This is a genomic window from Rhodoferax ferrireducens T118 (assembly GCF_000013605.1).
Lineage (GTDB): Bacteria > Pseudomonadota > Gammaproteobacteria > Burkholderiales > Burkholderiaceae_C > Rhodoferax > Rhodoferax ferrireducens.
Window position 1 is genome coordinate 3,897,100 of sequence record NC_007908.1, and the last position, 14,405, is coordinate 3,911,504.

A 14,405-nucleotide genomic window follows, 5' to 3' on the forward strand; every position below is an offset into this window, starting at 1 on the left:
TGTCTCTGGACGCATGGATAACTACGACATGATGTAGGCGCCGGAGCCGGTGGACAGCAACTTGCCGTCGGCGCCCAAAAATTCCATGCGGGTGGACGCCACCCGCGAACCCAGACGCATGACTTGAGCCCGCAACTCAAAATACTCACCAATGCCTGGACGCAGATAGTCGACACGCAAATCGATGGTGCCGAGCTTGCCAAAGCGATGCAACCGCTGCAAGGGTGTCTCATCCATATGGCGTGCGCCAATGGCGGCCATCACGGCCAGGCCGCCCATGGCATCGAGCCCGGCGCTGATAACGCCGCCGTGAAGCCGGTTGAAACTGAAGTGACCCACCAAGTCAGGCTTCATGTCGATGCGCCCCCGGACCTGGGTCGATTTGAGCGATGTGATCTTCAGGCCCAGCACCTGGTTGAAAACAATCATTTCCTCAAAGACTTTTTTCAGTCCGGTGACGAATTCGTCCTCGAACTCAACCTCTGGTTCAACTTCAATGTGTTTGGTCATGGTCTGATTGTCACAACCCAAGCTGACGCGAGGCCAACTCTTTCATGATTTCTTCGGTACCGCCGCCAATCATCATCACCTTGACCTCACGGTAGATGCGCTCGCAGGCAACACCGCGCATGAAACCCATGCCGCCCAGAATCTGCACGCCCTGGTCGGCGCAGAACTGCATGGTCTGCGTTGCATGGTTCTTGAGCAGGCAGACCTGCGCGACCCACTCGGCGCCCTTCGCCGCCTTGTCTCCAGAATCGGCGCGCGCCGACACAGCGTTGAGCCAGGCGCGGGTGGATTCGATGCGCATCTTCATGTCCATCAGCTTGTGGCGAATCACTTGATGATCCACCAGTGCCATGCCAAAGGTCTTGCGCTGACGCGCCCAGGCCAGCGCCTCGTCATAGCAGCATTCTGAAAAACCCAGCGCCATGGCGGCCATGGACAAACGCTCACCGTTGAAATTGGTCAGGATCATCTTGAAACCCGCGCCTTCTTCGCCCACCAGATAGTGAGCGGGCACACGCACCCCGTCGAAGCGCAACTGTGCCGTGTCGGAGCACAGCCAGCCCATTTTTTTCAGTGGACTGCGCGACAAGCCCGGCGCATCACCCGGCACCATCAGCATCGAGATGCCGCCCGGGCCTTTGTCTTTCAGATCGGTGCGTACCGCCACCGTGAACCAGTCAGCCCGCATGCCGGACGTGATGAATATCTTGTCCCCATCCACCACGTACTCGTCACCCTCAAGCCGCGCTGTGGTACGCAGCGCCGACACATCGGTGCCCCCGCCGGGCTCTGTGATGGCCAGCGCCGCAATCTTTTCTCCGCGCAACACCGGCGGCACCACTTCCAGCTGCAACGCCGCACTGCCGTGCCGGATCAGCGGCGGCAATCCGATGTTGTGGCTGAACAAACCGGCCATCAAGCCACCGCTGCCGCCAAAGCGCGCCAGCGCCACCGTCATGGCATTGCGCAAATGCCACGGGCTCGGTGTGCCGCCCAAGGCTTCGGGGTAACCCAGGGCCAGCCAACCCAGCTCGGCGGCATGGCGGTACAAGCGGCGCGGGAATTCACCCGCTTCTTCCCAATCGTTGAGATGCGGAGCAATCTCGCTCAAAGCAAAACGGCGCGCCGCGTCCTCCAGCAGGCGCACATCCTCATCCAGAATCTCGGGCATCGGCATATTTTCCTTGGCAGTGAATTTTGCTCTGGTCTGCGACAACGGGGGCCGTTCAGATCGACAAAACCTTAGGGCTCTGGGCGCGGTGAAAACCATTAAACGGCTTGATGGCATCGCGCTGCAACGCTTCCTTTGACGCCACCCGCATGGGCCAGCCCATGCGCACCTGCGGCCGGGCGCCGTCGATGCGCAGCGTGCTGCCGCTGATGAAAGCGGCCGCAGGGCTGAGCAGAAAAACAATACCGGCTGACGCTTCAGCCTCGGTACCAAAGCGTCCCAACGGAATGGTCTGGGTCATCTCGCGCAGCATCGGACCCATCTCGGGCGGGTAATGGTCCATGCCACTGGAGGCGATGTAGCCGGGCGCCACCGCATTGACCCGCACCCCCCGACCGGCCCATTCCAGCGCAGCGGTTTCGGTGAAACTCACCATGCCGGCACGCGCCGCGCCACTGTGCCCCATGCCGGGCATGGAGCCCCACATGTCAGCCACAATATTGACGATACTGCCGCCATGCTTGGCCATGGACTGCAAAAAACACTCACGCGCCATCAAAAAACCACCGGTCAGGTTGGTGTTGAGCACCGCCTCCCAGCCTTTGGCGCTGATGGCTTCCAGCGGCATCATGTACTGGCCACCAGCGTTGTTGACCAGGCCGTCAATGCGCCCGTGCGCGGCCACCACGGCCGCTACCGTCTGCTTGACCGTCGGCTCCTGCCGAATGTCGCAGACATGAAAACTGGCGACGCCGCCGTCCTGGTAGATTTCATCGACCACGCTTTGCAGCTTGTCGGCCTTGCGCCCGATCAGCACCACATGCGCACCCAGCGCCGCCAGTTCATGCGCCACGCAACGGCCAATACCGGAGCCGCCGCCCGTCACCAGCATCACCTGACCCGCAAACAAACCCGGCGCGAAGACAGATTGATAGTTCATCAGGATTCCTTCAAAAACAAAGCCATGGCGGCATCGGCCAATTCATCCAGCGACGCGCCTTTTTTTTCATCGAACCACTGCACCGACCAGTTCAGCGCGCCCAGAATCAACAACCTTGAGAGCTTCACCGGGGCACGCAAATGGCCACTCGCGTGCAGGGCTTCGAGCACCGGCGTCCAGGCTGATTCGTAGGCCACTTGCAGCATGGCCAGCGACGCACGCTGGCGCGCATTCAAGGACCGATGTTCATACAGCATCACAGGGATGAAATCGTTGCCCGGCCCCAGCAATGTGTCGAAGTGGGCCCGGATCAGGCGCCGGATCTGCACCAGGGGTCCACTTGCCGCTGACGCTGACGCTGGACCATGCAGTGCATCGGCCTGGCGCGCCAGGGCCGAGCGCATGCCCTCCTCCATCACCGCCAGCAGCAGCGCATCCTTGCTTTTGAAGTGATAAAAAGGCGAGCCGCTGTGCATGCCGACGGCAGCTGCGATGTCGCGCGTGCTGGTGGCATCAAAGCCTTTGTCACGAAACAGCCGGGCGGCTGCGGTGAGCAATTGATGCCGCCGGTTCCCGTCGTCGCGCTCGTCCTCGGTCTTGCGCGGGCGCCCGCGAGCGCGCTTGGGGGCAGGGTGGGCCAGCAGCCCGGATTCGTGATTAATGGGTGAGGCTGGAACAGTCATTGCCCCGAAGCATACCCAGATTATTTATTTTTAGCAAGCGTTTGCTTTGTGAAAATATTAAAGCAGAACTATCCTATTTTTTCAGGTCGACCCGCAGCTTTGCCGCCTAGCGCATGTGGGGCGCGCACCGAGCTCAACCAGTTACCTTGCGCACCACAGCACGACCCAGAGCACGGGCTTTTTGTTTGAGTGTAAAACGCTGGAAGTTGGTCTTGACCACGCCTTCGGTAAACGCCGTGCGTTTGCTGTAATCCATGCTGACTTCCACAATCACCGGCTGACCTTTTTTGGCCATGGCGTTCGCTGCGGCAATCTGCTCGGTCAGGTCGGCATCGGTGGCAATCTTGAAGTATCCGGCGCCCACTGCGCGGGCCACCCCATCAATCACGATGGTGCTAAGCACCGTACACGGTTTTCGGTTGTACGGAATCTCCTGCGCCTGTGAAATCTGCGACAGCTCGCCATCGCAAAACACGTAATACACCACGCCCAGTTGGTACTGGGTAGCGGTGATGATTTCCATGCAGGTCATGCGAAAGCACCCGTCCCCGACGATGCAGTTCACCGGCACGTCCGGGCGTGCCAGCTTGGCACCCATGGCGGCGGGGATGGAATAGCCCATGGCGTTGAAATCGCTCGGCAGAATGCCCGACTTGGCCGTCAAAATGGGCCAAAGTTCAGCGGTCAGGTAGGTGTGATTGCCGTCGTCCACCACCGTCACGGCGTCTGCTGGCGTGGCGGCACGCAGCGCGTCAAAAAAGCGCGCCGGGTTGACGCGACCTTGGCTGTCGTGGTCGTACCAGGTTTGGCGGTAGGCTTTTTTGTCGGCGGCGATGCGGCCTGCCAATCCCGTCTCGGCACGCGCTGCAGGCTGGACCCTGCGCAAAGCGGCCAACAGTTGTGGCACCACCACCCTGGCGTCACCCTCAATTGCCACTTGGGCCGGGTAGTTGGCGTTGAAGACATGGGAGCAGATGTCAACGTGAATCAACTGCGACGGTACCGTCAGGCCAAAACTCCCCGACGCGATTTCACCAAACCGGGTGCCGACGGCCAGCAGCACGTCGCAATCGACAAACGCGTTGCGTGCTGCCGGCACCGCTGACGGCCCAAAGCTGAATCCCGCGTGTAATGGGTGGCTCGCCGGGAACACCGAGAAGCCTTGCAAGGTAGTGGCTACCGGGGCCTGCAGGTGGTCGGCCAAGGCCATCAATTCTGCTGAACAATCACGTGCGCCCCAGCCCACGAAGAGGCCCGGCTTCCTGGCGTTTTGCAGCAACGCCACGGCAGCATCAATCGGGGTGGCTGCGGCCGGTTCCGGCAAGGCCGGGGCAGCCCAGCGCGGCAGTTCACCCACGTCATCGGGGAACATTTGTACATTCATCGGCAATTCGATAAACACCGGGCCGGGTTCTCCAGTGGTGGCCACTCGATAGGCTTCAAACAGCGTGGAGACCACATCGCGGGTGTGTTCAATCTTGTAGGTGGCTTTGGTGATGCCCTTCATGAACTGGTGCAAATCCATCTCGTGCAATTGGAACTTCCAGTCAATGTCGGTGCGAATGCCGCCACAAATCACCAGCATGGGCACGCCGTCCAAAAAGGCTTCGCCAATGCCACTGGCTGCATGGGTCAGACCTGCGGCCGGCACCACCAGCAGCGTACCCACCGAATCCGACAGGCGGCTCAAACCATCGGCCATGAAGGAGGCACCACCTTCGTGGCTCACCAGCATGGGCGTGATCAGTTCTGACTTGTTGAGCTCGTCATAGAGCTCGGTGTTGTGCACTCCGGGGATGCCAAAGGTGTATCGGATGCCCAGTTGCTCCAGGGCGTAACGTGCCAGCCATGCGCCAGTCTTTTTCATGCTGATGTCTCCAAAAAAATAATTGTCAAAGTTTCGGCCTGTCAGGCCCGCGACAGACCGCTGCCGGCGACGATGGAGCGTGCGGCAGAACGTGCCGTCAGGATGCAACCGGGCAGGAAGGTACCCTCCAGGGAGCGTTTTCCGCAAGCACCACCGCCGCCGAAGCCCGCAGCTTCGCCCACACAGTACAAGCCTTCCATCGCCTGGCCGCCGGCATCGAGCACCCGGCTTTGCAGGTCGGTCTGCAAGCCCCCCAGACTTTTGCGCGTAATGAGTTGCGTCTGGATGGCCATGAAAGGACCTGCCCCGCGCGCCTGCAGCGGTGCCGGCTTGCAGGTGCGCATCTTGTCAGGCCCCCAGTGGCGTGCGTGTTCGATGCGGCGGATCTGCTCGTCGTTGTAAAGTTTGTCGCCAAGCGCAAAGTTGGCGTCAAACGCATCCACAGTTTTCTGCAGGACGTCAGCGCGAACGTCATGGGTTCCGGCCAGCGCGTTCATCTTGGCGGCCAGTCCCGCCAGCGTATCGTCCACCAGAAAATGACGGCTCTCGCAGAGCATCTGTTTCACCAACCGGTGATTGCCAAACAAGGTTTCTTTCAGGAACATCAAGGTCTGGTGGTCGCGAATGCGCTGGTTGTGTTCGGCGCCCGACAAGGCCAACTCCTTGATCGCGATGCGCCAGTTCAGCAGGTGCCAGACATAGGGCTTTTCCTGCGCCGCAACGCGCTGGCAAAGTGTGTGCGTGTCGAATCCCACCACCAGAGGTTCCGGCCCAATGCGTTCCCCCCGGTGGTTCAGCCACAGGGCCGACTTGCAGGGAATGATGGACAGGCCGTGGCCTTCAAAGTGGGGCTTTGGATGGGGCACACCCGCAGCGTAGTTCCACATTTCGCCAGCATGGGTGATCTGCGCACCAAGCCCTGCAACGAGGTGATGGAGTTTTCCATTGGCATACGGGTGGGCACCGTTGAGCATGCTTGCCGGCATGGGGCGGCCCTGGATCCAATTGGCTCGGGTTTGCTCCAGGCTGCCATTGATGCCGCCCATGGCCAGTACGACGGTTTGTGCTGCCATTTGCACATGTTGGCCGGTCGCGCGATTGATCGCATTGGCGCCAACCGTCACGCCATTGGTCGACTCCAGCTCCGTCACCTCGTGGTCGTGCAGGACGGTCAAACGGTTCCCGGTGTCGGCCTGGCGCATCAGCTCGATCATGCGCCGCGTCAGTCGCTGCGACGTGCCCCAGACGACGTGGTATCTCGGCAGTGTGTTGCCATTGCCCTGCATGCCACGTTCGACCCAATTCACCGCTGGCATGAAGGAGAGTCCGCTCTCCGTCAGCCAGTCATAGACCTGTACGCGCGAGTGCTCCACATAGTAGGACGCCCACTGGCGGGGCAGCACGTCGTCCTCAGCCAACTCGCCAAAGCGCAACCAGTCCCTGAGCGCAATTTCCGCAGAGTCCTTGATCTTCATGCGCCGCTGCACCGGGGTATCGACCAGTGCCATGCCGCCGAACGCCCACAAGGCCAAGCCCCCCAGTCGTTCGGGTGTGTCGCGGTCCACCAGGGTGACGGTTTTGCCAGCTCGCAGGCATTCGATGGCCGTCACGATGCCGGCCAGGCCACCGCCAATCACCAGCACGTCAGATTGAATCGCTTTTTGCATTGCTGTCTGCTTCCTTTGTTCAAGCGCGTTGACTGACTGTCAAGTTTCATTCCGGATCAAGATCAAAAATCGCACGGTTGCCCCTTGGAAACCTCTGCCGTGATGCGCAGGTGCGATGGCCGCGCAGCGGTCTTCGCGGAGCTCCCCTCTCATAATTCCTCTATGATCCGCCATCCCAACGACGCGCTATGTCGTGCACCCGACACAAGACGCAGACATGTCTACTCACATCAATCTCAAGTCTGATTTGGCCGCGTTGACTGTCGCAGGAGGCTGGTTCGCCTCCATACCACAGGCATTGCGGGAAGCGCTATTGGTCAATGCTGAAATCCGAACCATTGCAGCGGGCCAGCGCCTGTTTGCGCGAGGTGACGCACCTGACGGGATTTACTGCGTATTGACAGGTGTTGTCCGGGTGACGGGCATTACTGAAAATGGCCAGGAAGCCATCTTGGCCATGCTTGAATCGCCACAATGGTTTGGTGAGATTGCCTTGTTTGACAACGAGCCACGAACCCATGACGCATGGGCAGAGTCAGATGCGAAATTGCTCCGGGTTTCACAACGAGCACTGGAGAAAATGTTGTCAGAGCGACCCGATGACTGGCGGCATTTTGGCCGTCTGCTGACACAGAAGTTACGCTCCGTCTTCGTTGCCATGGAGGACATCTTTCTCTTGCCACCTACTGCCCGACTGGCAAGAAGACTGTTGAGCATGGCCAAAGGCTACGGTGCCTGGACTGACCATACCAGCCGCGTGATTTCTATCTCGCAGGAACAGCTCGGACTGATGTTGTCGCTGTCCCGCCAGACCGTCAATCAATCTCTAAGGGAGCTGGAAGACGCGGGATCCATCCACCGCCATCGAGGGTCCATCGAGATGGTGGACTTGCGCAAGCTCGAAGCGGCAGGCAGATGAAGTTGCCGGTATTGACGTTGCTGTCAGTCCAATTCAGTTCAAGCCTGCTCAATTCTTCCAAGAACTATCAAGCTATTAAACTAATAGCAACTTACGCATATTAGACGGGGGCTAGAGCCCGATTTTGTCTAAGTTTTTGAAAAATCCGGCTTGCGCTTTTCCATGAACGCCGTGAACGCCTCGCGTGCCGCCGGTTCGCGCAGCAGGCGGCCAAAGCTGGCGCCCTCTTCCACCATGCGCTCGGCGACCATGCCGGCCTGCCCTTTTTTCATCAGTCGCTTGGTTTCAATCAAGGCGCTCAGGGGTTTGGCGGCCAGCTTGCGGGCCTGGCGTTGCGCCAGCGCATTGGCCTCGGACGGCGGCACAATGCGGCTGATCAGGCCCATCTCCAGCGCGGACTCGGCCAGGAACGGCTCACCCAACAGCAAGGCCTCGGCCGCACGGCCATAACCCATCAACTGCGGCGCCAGGTAACTTGATGCGGCTTCGGGGCACAGGCCCAGATTGACGAACGGCATGGAAAATGCCGCGTTGTCACCGGCATAAACCAGATCGCAATGAAACAGCATGGTGGTGCCGATGCCCACGGCCGGGCCACAGACCGCCGCGACTATGGGTTTGGAAAAAGTGCTGATGGCGCGCAAAAAACGAAAAACCGGCGAGTCTTGCGTGGCCGCCTGCGCATGCAAAAAATCTCCAATGTCGTTGCCGGCACTGAAAATCGTCTCGTGCCCTTGAAAGACAAGGGCACGAAGCTGCGCGTCGGCTTGCGCCTGCTGCAAGGCGTCAGCCATGGCCGCATACATGGCCTGGGTGAAGGCGTTTTTTTTGCTCACACGATTCAGGGTGATGGTCATCACACCGGCGCTGGTATCGATCAATAAGTCCGTCATGTTGTCTCATTCAAGGTTTTTGCAAGCGCTTCGCGCACAGGATCCGGCCTGCCGTTGATGGGCATTATTCTTTGTAGTAAACCAACTGATGCGTGGTGGCCAGCAAGCTGCCAGCAGCATTCCAGAGTTGCCCGGCCTGGTCAAAAAAACCGTTGCGATAGCCCTGCCCGCGTGCCTGCGCCAGCAGGAAACCGGTGCCGGACTCGGCCAGCTGCTCGGGCCCGGCATGAAAATAAACCGTCAGCGACACCGTGCCGGCGGGCACCAGCAGCGCCCGGCGCAACCAGACGCGCGGGAAGAACCCGTCGGCCATGGCCACCAGGGATGTGAAGTCCAGCGGGCGCGGCGGCTCGTCACGAATCCAGAGCTGCGTCAGGCTGGCCTGCTGCGGGTCGGCACTGGCTGCACCACCGTCCCATTTGGAAGGCAGCGGCCCCGTAATTGATCGCATGTCGTAGCGCGCAAACCAGGCCAGCTTCCCGCCTGGCGCGGCGTTGCGGGGCAGCGAGTCGGGCCGGGGCACTTCAGGGCAGGGCAGGTCACTGGCACTCCAGGTGTCGCGCCGCAAGCCGGTGATGGCGGTGCCCGTCAGGGCCACAACGTCCACCCCGTTGGCATCGGTCTGGCGCAAGGCCAGGACCCAGTGCTGGGTCGAGCGATTGGTTTGCACTGGCGTGGCCACCACCTTGAACGGCCCCGGTGTCAGGGCGCTGGTGTAGTTCACCGTCAAGGCCACTGGGTCGCCCAGACGCGAGGGATGCGTCATGACGGCGTTCAGGGCAATGGCAGCCGTGACGCCACCAAAAGGCCCCACCATGTTCCACCAGGCCGGGCTGGTGTGCCCCAAAAATTGGTCGGGTGCCGTGTCAAAGTCTGGCGTCAAAGTGAGCGCCGTGTCGAAAGGATGTGAACTCATGGGCCGCAGTATCGCAGCACACCCGGCAGCAGGGCGTCATCTGGGTGACGACGGGTTTTGCCACGCTGTTGGCCCCAACTTTGTATCGCAATCCTTTGAGTTCCGGGCGCTGGCCGTGATGGCAGAGTTCGGGACATGGCCCCCGCCTCACACGGTCAAACGCCCAGAAAACGAAGTTTCAGAGGAGACTGACTTGCTTGCAAGTCATGTCGTAACTAAATCGGCGGGGATCCATGCCCCAATCTCTGCGGGCGACGTTCCTGGTTAACGAAGCATGTTTTGATGCTCGCGAAGGACAGGGCTGCAGCGTAAGGCGTCGGTCACGAATACCCGCTTCAGCGCATTTCGCCTTCGCAGCCAACGGGCAGCCGGACTTCATCGCAGCGTGACGCTTGCGCCCGCCGATGGCGGGCCGGCTCAGGCCGGCACCAAGCGCACGACCACTGGCTGGCCGACCGCCCCCGAGTAATTCCAGCCCCAGCACCATGCCGAGCCATCGGTGGTGATACCGCAGGTGGCCGCACCACCCGCGTCAAGCGCGCGAAACACCAGTCCGCCGCTGACGCGCACCGGCGCCGCCCTGGCGGTGGTGGTGCCGTCGCCGAGCTGGCCCCCAAGGTTCTCGCCCCAGCACCAAGCGCTGCCGTCCGCCGCGACGCCGCAGGCATGCGAGGTGCCCGAGCTCAGCTGCACGAATTTCGGCCCCGACACCGCCTGCGGCGTGGCGCTGAAGGCATTGGGGTCGCCGACGCCGAGCACCGATCCGCTACCCCAACACCATGCCGTGCCGTCCACCTCGCGCGCGCAGGCATGCATCGCGCCGACGCCGATCCCTTCGAACACGCGGTCACCGCCGACCGCCACCGGGGTCGTTGCACTGCCGGAGAAGGCGCTGCCGAGCACCGGGTACGACACCGTCAGCCAGCACCACGCGCGGCCTGCGGCATCGAGCGCACAGGCATGCAGATCGCCCAGCGCGATCTGCTTGAGCGCGAGCCCCGGCGCCACTTGGCGCAGCGTGGACGGCGACCTCGCACTCCAGCACCACGCGCTGCCGTCGGCCTTGACGCCACAGGCATCGCCGCCGAAAGTACCCACGTCGATCTGCACGAAGCGGTCGGTGCTTGCGCCCACCGGCGTCGGTAAGGGTTGCGGTGCCAAGTCGTTGACCCCACCCCAGCACCAAGCGCGCCCGTCCACGGCCAGCGCGCAAGTCGTGAAGCGGCCGCCGTCGATAGAAGCGAAAGCCGGTGTGCCGCCCGCTGCAAGGGGGACAGAAGAACAGGGGAACATGTCGTCGTCGCCGCAGGCTGCACGCGACGCAGAAGCCAGCTGCCCGGCGTCGTTGAGGCCCCAGCACCAAGCCTGGCCCGCCGGCGTGAGCATGCAACTGTGGCCGTCGCCCTGGCCAACGCGATCGAAGACCGGGACGCCCGTGAGCCGCGCGGGAACCGGCACGTCGTAGACCGGGCGCAGCACCTCGGCACCCCCGCCACAGGCAGCCGCGACGAGGCCGGCCATCAACGCCACCAGGGCTGCACGAATGGAAGGTACGATGGACAGGAAAATCAAACGCAAGAGGCGAAGTGGGGCATGGGTTAGGTACATCAAAACGCTCCCTTCAAGACGAACTCATGGGCAAGACACCCACAACTTCATGCTATCAACCTGGCTCATTTGTACAGTGACAACTATCAACGAGTTTGATTTGCATCTCTGACTTCCATTTCTTTGGTTGAAGCATTCTTTTTTGCCGCGCTAATGACCTTTTTCGCTGCGATCCGGGCTCACGACTTTCTTCGGACTTGACGCTCAAGTTTTGTCGTTAACGTTCAGATCTGGCAGCGTTCAACAGTGATTGCGGCCGGTCGCTTGGACCCACAAAAGGCCAGCCGTCTGACCAGATCTCATCTTCAACGGCTGGCATAGAGGAAGGAGTTCCGTAACTCGACCGGCCGGACTGTGTCTGAAACTGCCCCACAAAACCCAGCCCCATTTGCCCACCTCGTTGGCGTTCACCCCATCTCAATCACCCTGGCCACATCCTCACGACATTTCGAATACGGTCCCTGCAGCAGCAAGTCGCCACCCGCGACTGTCCCAGCTAAGTCGCTAATCGCGGCAGTGCCTTTCACTTCGGTAACCATGACGGTGATAAGGGTGGAGAATCTGTAATTGACCACTCAAAAAATCTGGAGCAAAATTTTCTTGACCGAGTCGTTACCCTCGGCATAGGAGACCCGTAGATGCTCAAGAACCATACTTACGCTCATACCTGACTGACGGTTTGCTGTCATACCGTTTCCCATACTTGAGGAAGCATCTGAAAGGGTCAGGGTTCGTTTTGAGCCCTGACCTTTCTTGTTGTGGCCGCCAGTTTGCGACGAGAGGGGGTTCATATGTGTTGCGGCATAGTTGCTTGCCACCACGCAAAGCAATGATTCCCATACAACCGCCAGACTAAAAAAGCCCACAGGATTTCTCGAAAGGGCTTGATTTGTTTGGATTTCTTGGCTCAAGGTCTAATTGACAGGAGGACTTGCCGTGGCCGAACAGCAACCGACATTCGACGCAGCGAAGTACAAAAACGCGCAGCGAGAGCAATGGAACAAGGATGGCGCAGCATGGCGGCGCTGGAATCCCACTCTGGATCGTTGGTATGGCGAAGTAACCCGCAAGATGCTCGACTTGGCCCGGATTCAGCCAGGTCAGCGCATCCTAGACATCGCCGCCGGGGCAGGTGAACCGGCGGTCAGTGCCTCCGAACGGGTTGGCCCTAGCGGTTACGTGCTGGCGACCGACATCTCGGAAGGGATCGTTGAGCTTGCGCTCCAAGTCGCCCGTGAACGTGGCCTCAAACAGATTGAGGCCCGCGCCATGGACGGCGAGAAACTAGATCTCCCTGACGCTTCTTTTGATGCGGTGCTGTGTCGACTTGGTCTGATGTATATGCCGCACCCCGTGACAGCGCTACGCGAGTGGCGCCGTGCCCTGAGGCCGGGCGGTCGGGTCGCCGTCGTTGTCTTTTCCACGCCCGATCGAAACAGTTGGGGTGCTTTGCCCGCTTCCATCATCCGCCGGCGCGCGCAACTCCCGCCTCCCGTTCCGGGGCAACCCGGCCCATTTAGCCTTGGCGCTCCCAGGGTGCTCGAAAACATCTTCAGTCAAGCCGAATTCGCCAACCCCGAGGTTCACACCGTGCAGGTGCCCCTGAGGATGGCCAGTTCCGCCGAGTACGTGCGGGTCGCCCGAGAAGCCTTCGGTGGATTCAATGCCATGATGGCTCACCTGCCCCCTCAAGAACGCGAGTCCGTTTGGAACGAAGTGGAAGGCGCAATGCACAGTTTCGATTCGCCTGCCGGGTTCGAGGTGCCGGGTGAGTGCCTTGTCGGTGCGGCCACGAAGTGATCGTACGCAGACTGCTGACCATCAGTTGCGGCCGACACCATCCGGCGGGGCTTCGCCCGCCTATACGGGCGGCTGAACTGAGGCGTAAGACCGGGTGCCGTCAGCAACGGGCGACCGAGCGCGGGTGTTGACGCCTCTCAAATTGTGATCAAAATTCGGGCCACCAGCGCAGCAAAACCCGTGACGACGAAAAAAAGGCCACTGGTGCGTGGCCTTCTTCATCTGACTTAGCGCTTAGACGCGCTCGAAAATTCCCGCGGCGCCCTGCCCCATGCCGATGCACATGGACACCATGCCGTACTTGAGCTGCTTGCGCTGCAGCGCATGGATCAAGGTGGCGGCGCGGATGGCACCGGTAGCGCCAAGCGGGTGACCCAGCGAAATGGCACCACCCATCGGGTTGACCTTGGACTGGTCGAGCCCAAGCGTGTTGATCACGGCCAGCGACTGGGCAGCAAAGGCTTCATTAAGTTCGATCCAGTCCATGTCATCCTGGCTCAAGCCGGCATAGCGCAGCGCAGCGGGTATCGCCTCGATCGGGCCAATGCCCATGATTTCTGGCGGCACGCCTTTGGCGGCAAAACTGACGAAACGTGCCAGCGGTGTCAAGCCAAACTGCTTGACCGCTTTTTCACTGGCCAAAATTAGCACACCGGCACCGTCCGAGGTCTGCGAGCTGTTGCCGGCGGTCACCGTGCCGCGTGCGGCGAAGGGTGATTTGAGCTTGGCCAGACCTTCCAGCGAGGTGTCCGGGCGGGCGCCCTCATCCACACTGACGGTGCGCTTTTTCTCGATCACCTCGCCGGTGGCCAGATTGGGCGCGCGATCGGTCACTTCAATCGGCGTCGTTTCAGCGCCGAAGTAACCCGCCGCTTGCGCAGCGAGTGCGCGCTGGTGCGATTGGAGTGCAAACGCGTCCTGTGCCTCACGGCTGATCTTCCACTGCGTCGCCACCTTCTCGGCGGTCAAACCCATGCCGTAGGCAATACCGACGTTCTCGTCTTTGGCGAACATCAGCGGCGAGAAGGACGGCGCATTGCCGCCCATCGGCACCATGCTCATGCTCTCGACGCCGGCGGCAATCATCACCTCGGCTTCACCAACGCGAATGCGGTCGGCCGCCATCTGGATCGCCGACAGGCCGGAGGCGCAGAAACGGTTGACGGTGATGCCGCCCACGCTGGTGGGCAGACCGGCCAGCACGACTGCCGTGCGTGCCACGTTCAGGCCCTGCTGGCCTTCGGGCATGGCACAGCCGCAGATCATGTCTTCGATCATGTTGCGGTCCAGCGTGGGCACCTGGGCCAGCGCGGACTGCAACACACTGACCAGCAGATCATCCGGTCGCATGTTGCGGAAAAAACCCCGGTGCGAGCGCCCGATGGGGCTGCGCGTGGCGGCGACGATATAGGCTTCTTGCATTTGTTTCAT

Annotated in this window: 13 protein-coding genes; 2 read left to right on the top strand and 11 right to left on the bottom strand. The window is 61.0% G+C overall.

The features are described from left to right. Window positions 1-21: 21 nt before the first annotated feature. The 6 genes from RFER_RS17760 to RFER_RS17785 form a co-directional block, all read right to left on the bottom strand. On the bottom strand, window positions 22-510 hold the full coding sequence (locus RFER_RS17760; protein ID WP_011465773.1) for a thioesterase family protein: 489 nt from the start codon (window positions 508-510) through the stop codon (window positions 22-24). A gap of 10 nt (window positions 511-520) precedes the next feature. Next, a complete protein-coding gene (locus tag RFER_RS17765; RefSeq protein WP_011465774.1) occupies window positions 521-1,687 on the bottom strand; it encodes an acyl-CoA dehydrogenase family protein in 1,167 nt (388 codons plus the stop codon). A gap of 49 nt (window positions 1,688-1,736) precedes the next feature. After that, entirely contained in the window at window positions 1,737-2,621 is an 885-nt protein-coding gene (locus tag RFER_RS17770; RefSeq protein ID WP_011465775.1) for an SDR family oxidoreductase, read from the bottom strand. Further along, window positions 2,621-3,304 (bottom strand): TetR/AcrR family transcriptional regulator, encoded by a 684-nt coding sequence (locus RFER_RS17775; RefSeq protein ID WP_011465776.1) that lies wholly within the window; start codon window positions 3,302-3,304, stop codon window positions 2,621-2,623. The genes RFER_RS17770 and RFER_RS17775 overlap by 1 nt, the downstream gene beginning before the upstream one ends. Window positions 3,305-3,437: 133 nt before the next feature. Next, window positions 3,438-5,171, bottom strand: a complete 1,734-nt coding sequence (locus tag RFER_RS17780; protein WP_011465777.1) for a thiamine pyrophosphate-binding protein — start codon at window positions 5,169-5,171, stop codon at window positions 3,438-3,440. A 41-nt stretch (window positions 5,172-5,212) separates the two neighbouring features. Continuing rightward, window positions 5,213-6,838, bottom strand: coding sequence for an FAD-dependent oxidoreductase (locus RFER_RS17785; RefSeq protein WP_011465778.1), 1,626 nt, complete (start codon window positions 6,836-6,838; stop codon window positions 5,213-5,215). 217 nt (window positions 6,839-7,055) lie between these two features. On the opposite strand from RFER_RS17785, the gene RFER_RS17790 reads away from it, so the two are divergent. Further along, window positions 7,056-7,757: a Crp/Fnr family transcriptional regulator gene (locus tag RFER_RS17790; protein WP_011465779.1), complete on the top strand. Its 702-nt coding sequence runs from the start codon at window positions 7,056-7,058 to the stop codon at window positions 7,755-7,757. Between the two features lie 128 nt (window positions 7,758-7,885). Here the strand turns inward: RFER_RS17790 and RFER_RS17795 are convergent, their stop codons facing one another. The 4 genes from RFER_RS17795 to RFER_RS24235 form a co-directional block, all read right to left on the bottom strand. Further along, window positions 7,886-8,650 (bottom strand): enoyl-CoA hydratase, encoded by a 765-nt coding sequence (locus RFER_RS17795; RefSeq protein WP_011465780.1) that lies wholly within the window; start codon window positions 8,648-8,650, stop codon window positions 7,886-7,888. A 64-nt stretch (window positions 8,651-8,714) separates the two neighbouring features. Further along, window positions 8,715-9,566 (bottom strand): acyl-CoA thioesterase, encoded by an 852-nt coding sequence (locus tag RFER_RS17800; RefSeq protein ID WP_011465781.1) that lies wholly within the window; start codon window positions 9,564-9,566, stop codon window positions 8,715-8,717. Window positions 9,567-9,983: 417 nt separating this feature from the next. Further along, window positions 9,984-11,174: an RCC1 domain-containing protein gene (locus tag RFER_RS17805; protein ID WP_011465782.1), complete on the bottom strand. Its 1,191-nt coding sequence runs from the start codon at window positions 11,172-11,174 to the stop codon at window positions 9,984-9,986. A gap of 575 nt (window positions 11,175-11,749) precedes the next feature. Beyond that, complete coding sequence (locus tag RFER_RS24235) at window positions 11,750-12,085, bottom strand: hypothetical protein (RefSeq protein WP_166485757.1); 336 nt, start codon at window positions 12,083-12,085, stop codon at window positions 11,750-11,752. 25 nt (window positions 12,086-12,110) lie between these two features. On the opposite strand from RFER_RS24235, the gene RFER_RS17810 reads away from it, so the two are divergent. Then, a complete protein-coding gene (locus RFER_RS17810; RefSeq protein ID WP_011465783.1) occupies window positions 12,111-12,974 on the top strand; it encodes a class I SAM-dependent methyltransferase in 864 nt (287 codons plus the stop codon). A 234-nt stretch (window positions 12,975-13,208) separates the two neighbouring features. On the opposite strand, the gene RFER_RS17815 is transcribed toward RFER_RS17810, so the two are convergent. Continuing rightward, complete coding sequence (locus tag RFER_RS17815; RefSeq protein ID WP_011465784.1) at window positions 13,209-14,405, bottom strand: acetyl-CoA C-acyltransferase; 1,197 nt, start codon at window positions 14,403-14,405, stop codon at window positions 13,209-13,211.

Excerpts from the sequence above, each read along its gene's own strand:
- RFER_RS17760 (WP_011465773.1), bottom strand. The coding sequence starts at position 510 with ATGACCAAACACATTGAAGTTGAACCAGAGGTTGAGTTCGAGGACGAA.
- RFER_RS17765 (WP_011465774.1), bottom strand. The coding sequence starts at position 1,687 with ATGCCGATGCCCGAGATTCTGGATGAGGATGTGCGCCTGCTGGAGGAC.
- RFER_RS17770 (WP_011465775.1), bottom strand. The coding sequence starts at position 2,621 with ATGAACTATCAATCTGTCTTCGCGCCGGGTTTGTTTGCGGGTCAGGTG.
- RFER_RS17775 (WP_011465776.1), bottom strand. The coding sequence starts at position 3,304 with ATGACTGTTCCAGCCTCACCCATTAATCACGAATCCGGGCTGCTGGCC.
- RFER_RS17780 (WP_011465777.1), bottom strand. The coding sequence starts at position 5,171 with ATGAAAAAGACTGGCGCATGGCTGGCACGTTACGCCCTGGAGCAACTG.
- RFER_RS17785 (WP_011465778.1), bottom strand. The coding sequence starts at position 6,838 with ATGCAAAAAGCGATTCAATCTGACGTGCTGGTGATTGGCGGTGGCCTG.
- RFER_RS17790 (WP_011465779.1), top strand. The coding sequence starts at position 7,056 with ATGTCTACTCACATCAATCTCAAGTCTGATTTGGCCGCGTTGACTGTC.
- RFER_RS17795 (WP_011465780.1), bottom strand. The coding sequence starts at position 8,650 with ATGACGGACTTATTGATCGATACCAGCGCCGGTGTGATGACCATCACC.
- RFER_RS17800 (WP_011465781.1), bottom strand. The coding sequence starts at position 9,566 with ATGAGTTCACATCCTTTCGACACGGCGCTCACTTTGACGCCAGACTTT.
- RFER_RS17805 (WP_011465782.1), bottom strand. The coding sequence starts at position 11,174 with ATGTACCTAACCCATGCCCCACTTCGCCTCTTGCGTTTGATTTTCCTG.
- RFER_RS17815 (WP_011465784.1), bottom strand. The coding sequence starts at position 14,405 with ATGAAACAAATGCAAGAAGCCTATATCGTCGCCGCCACGCGCAGCCCC.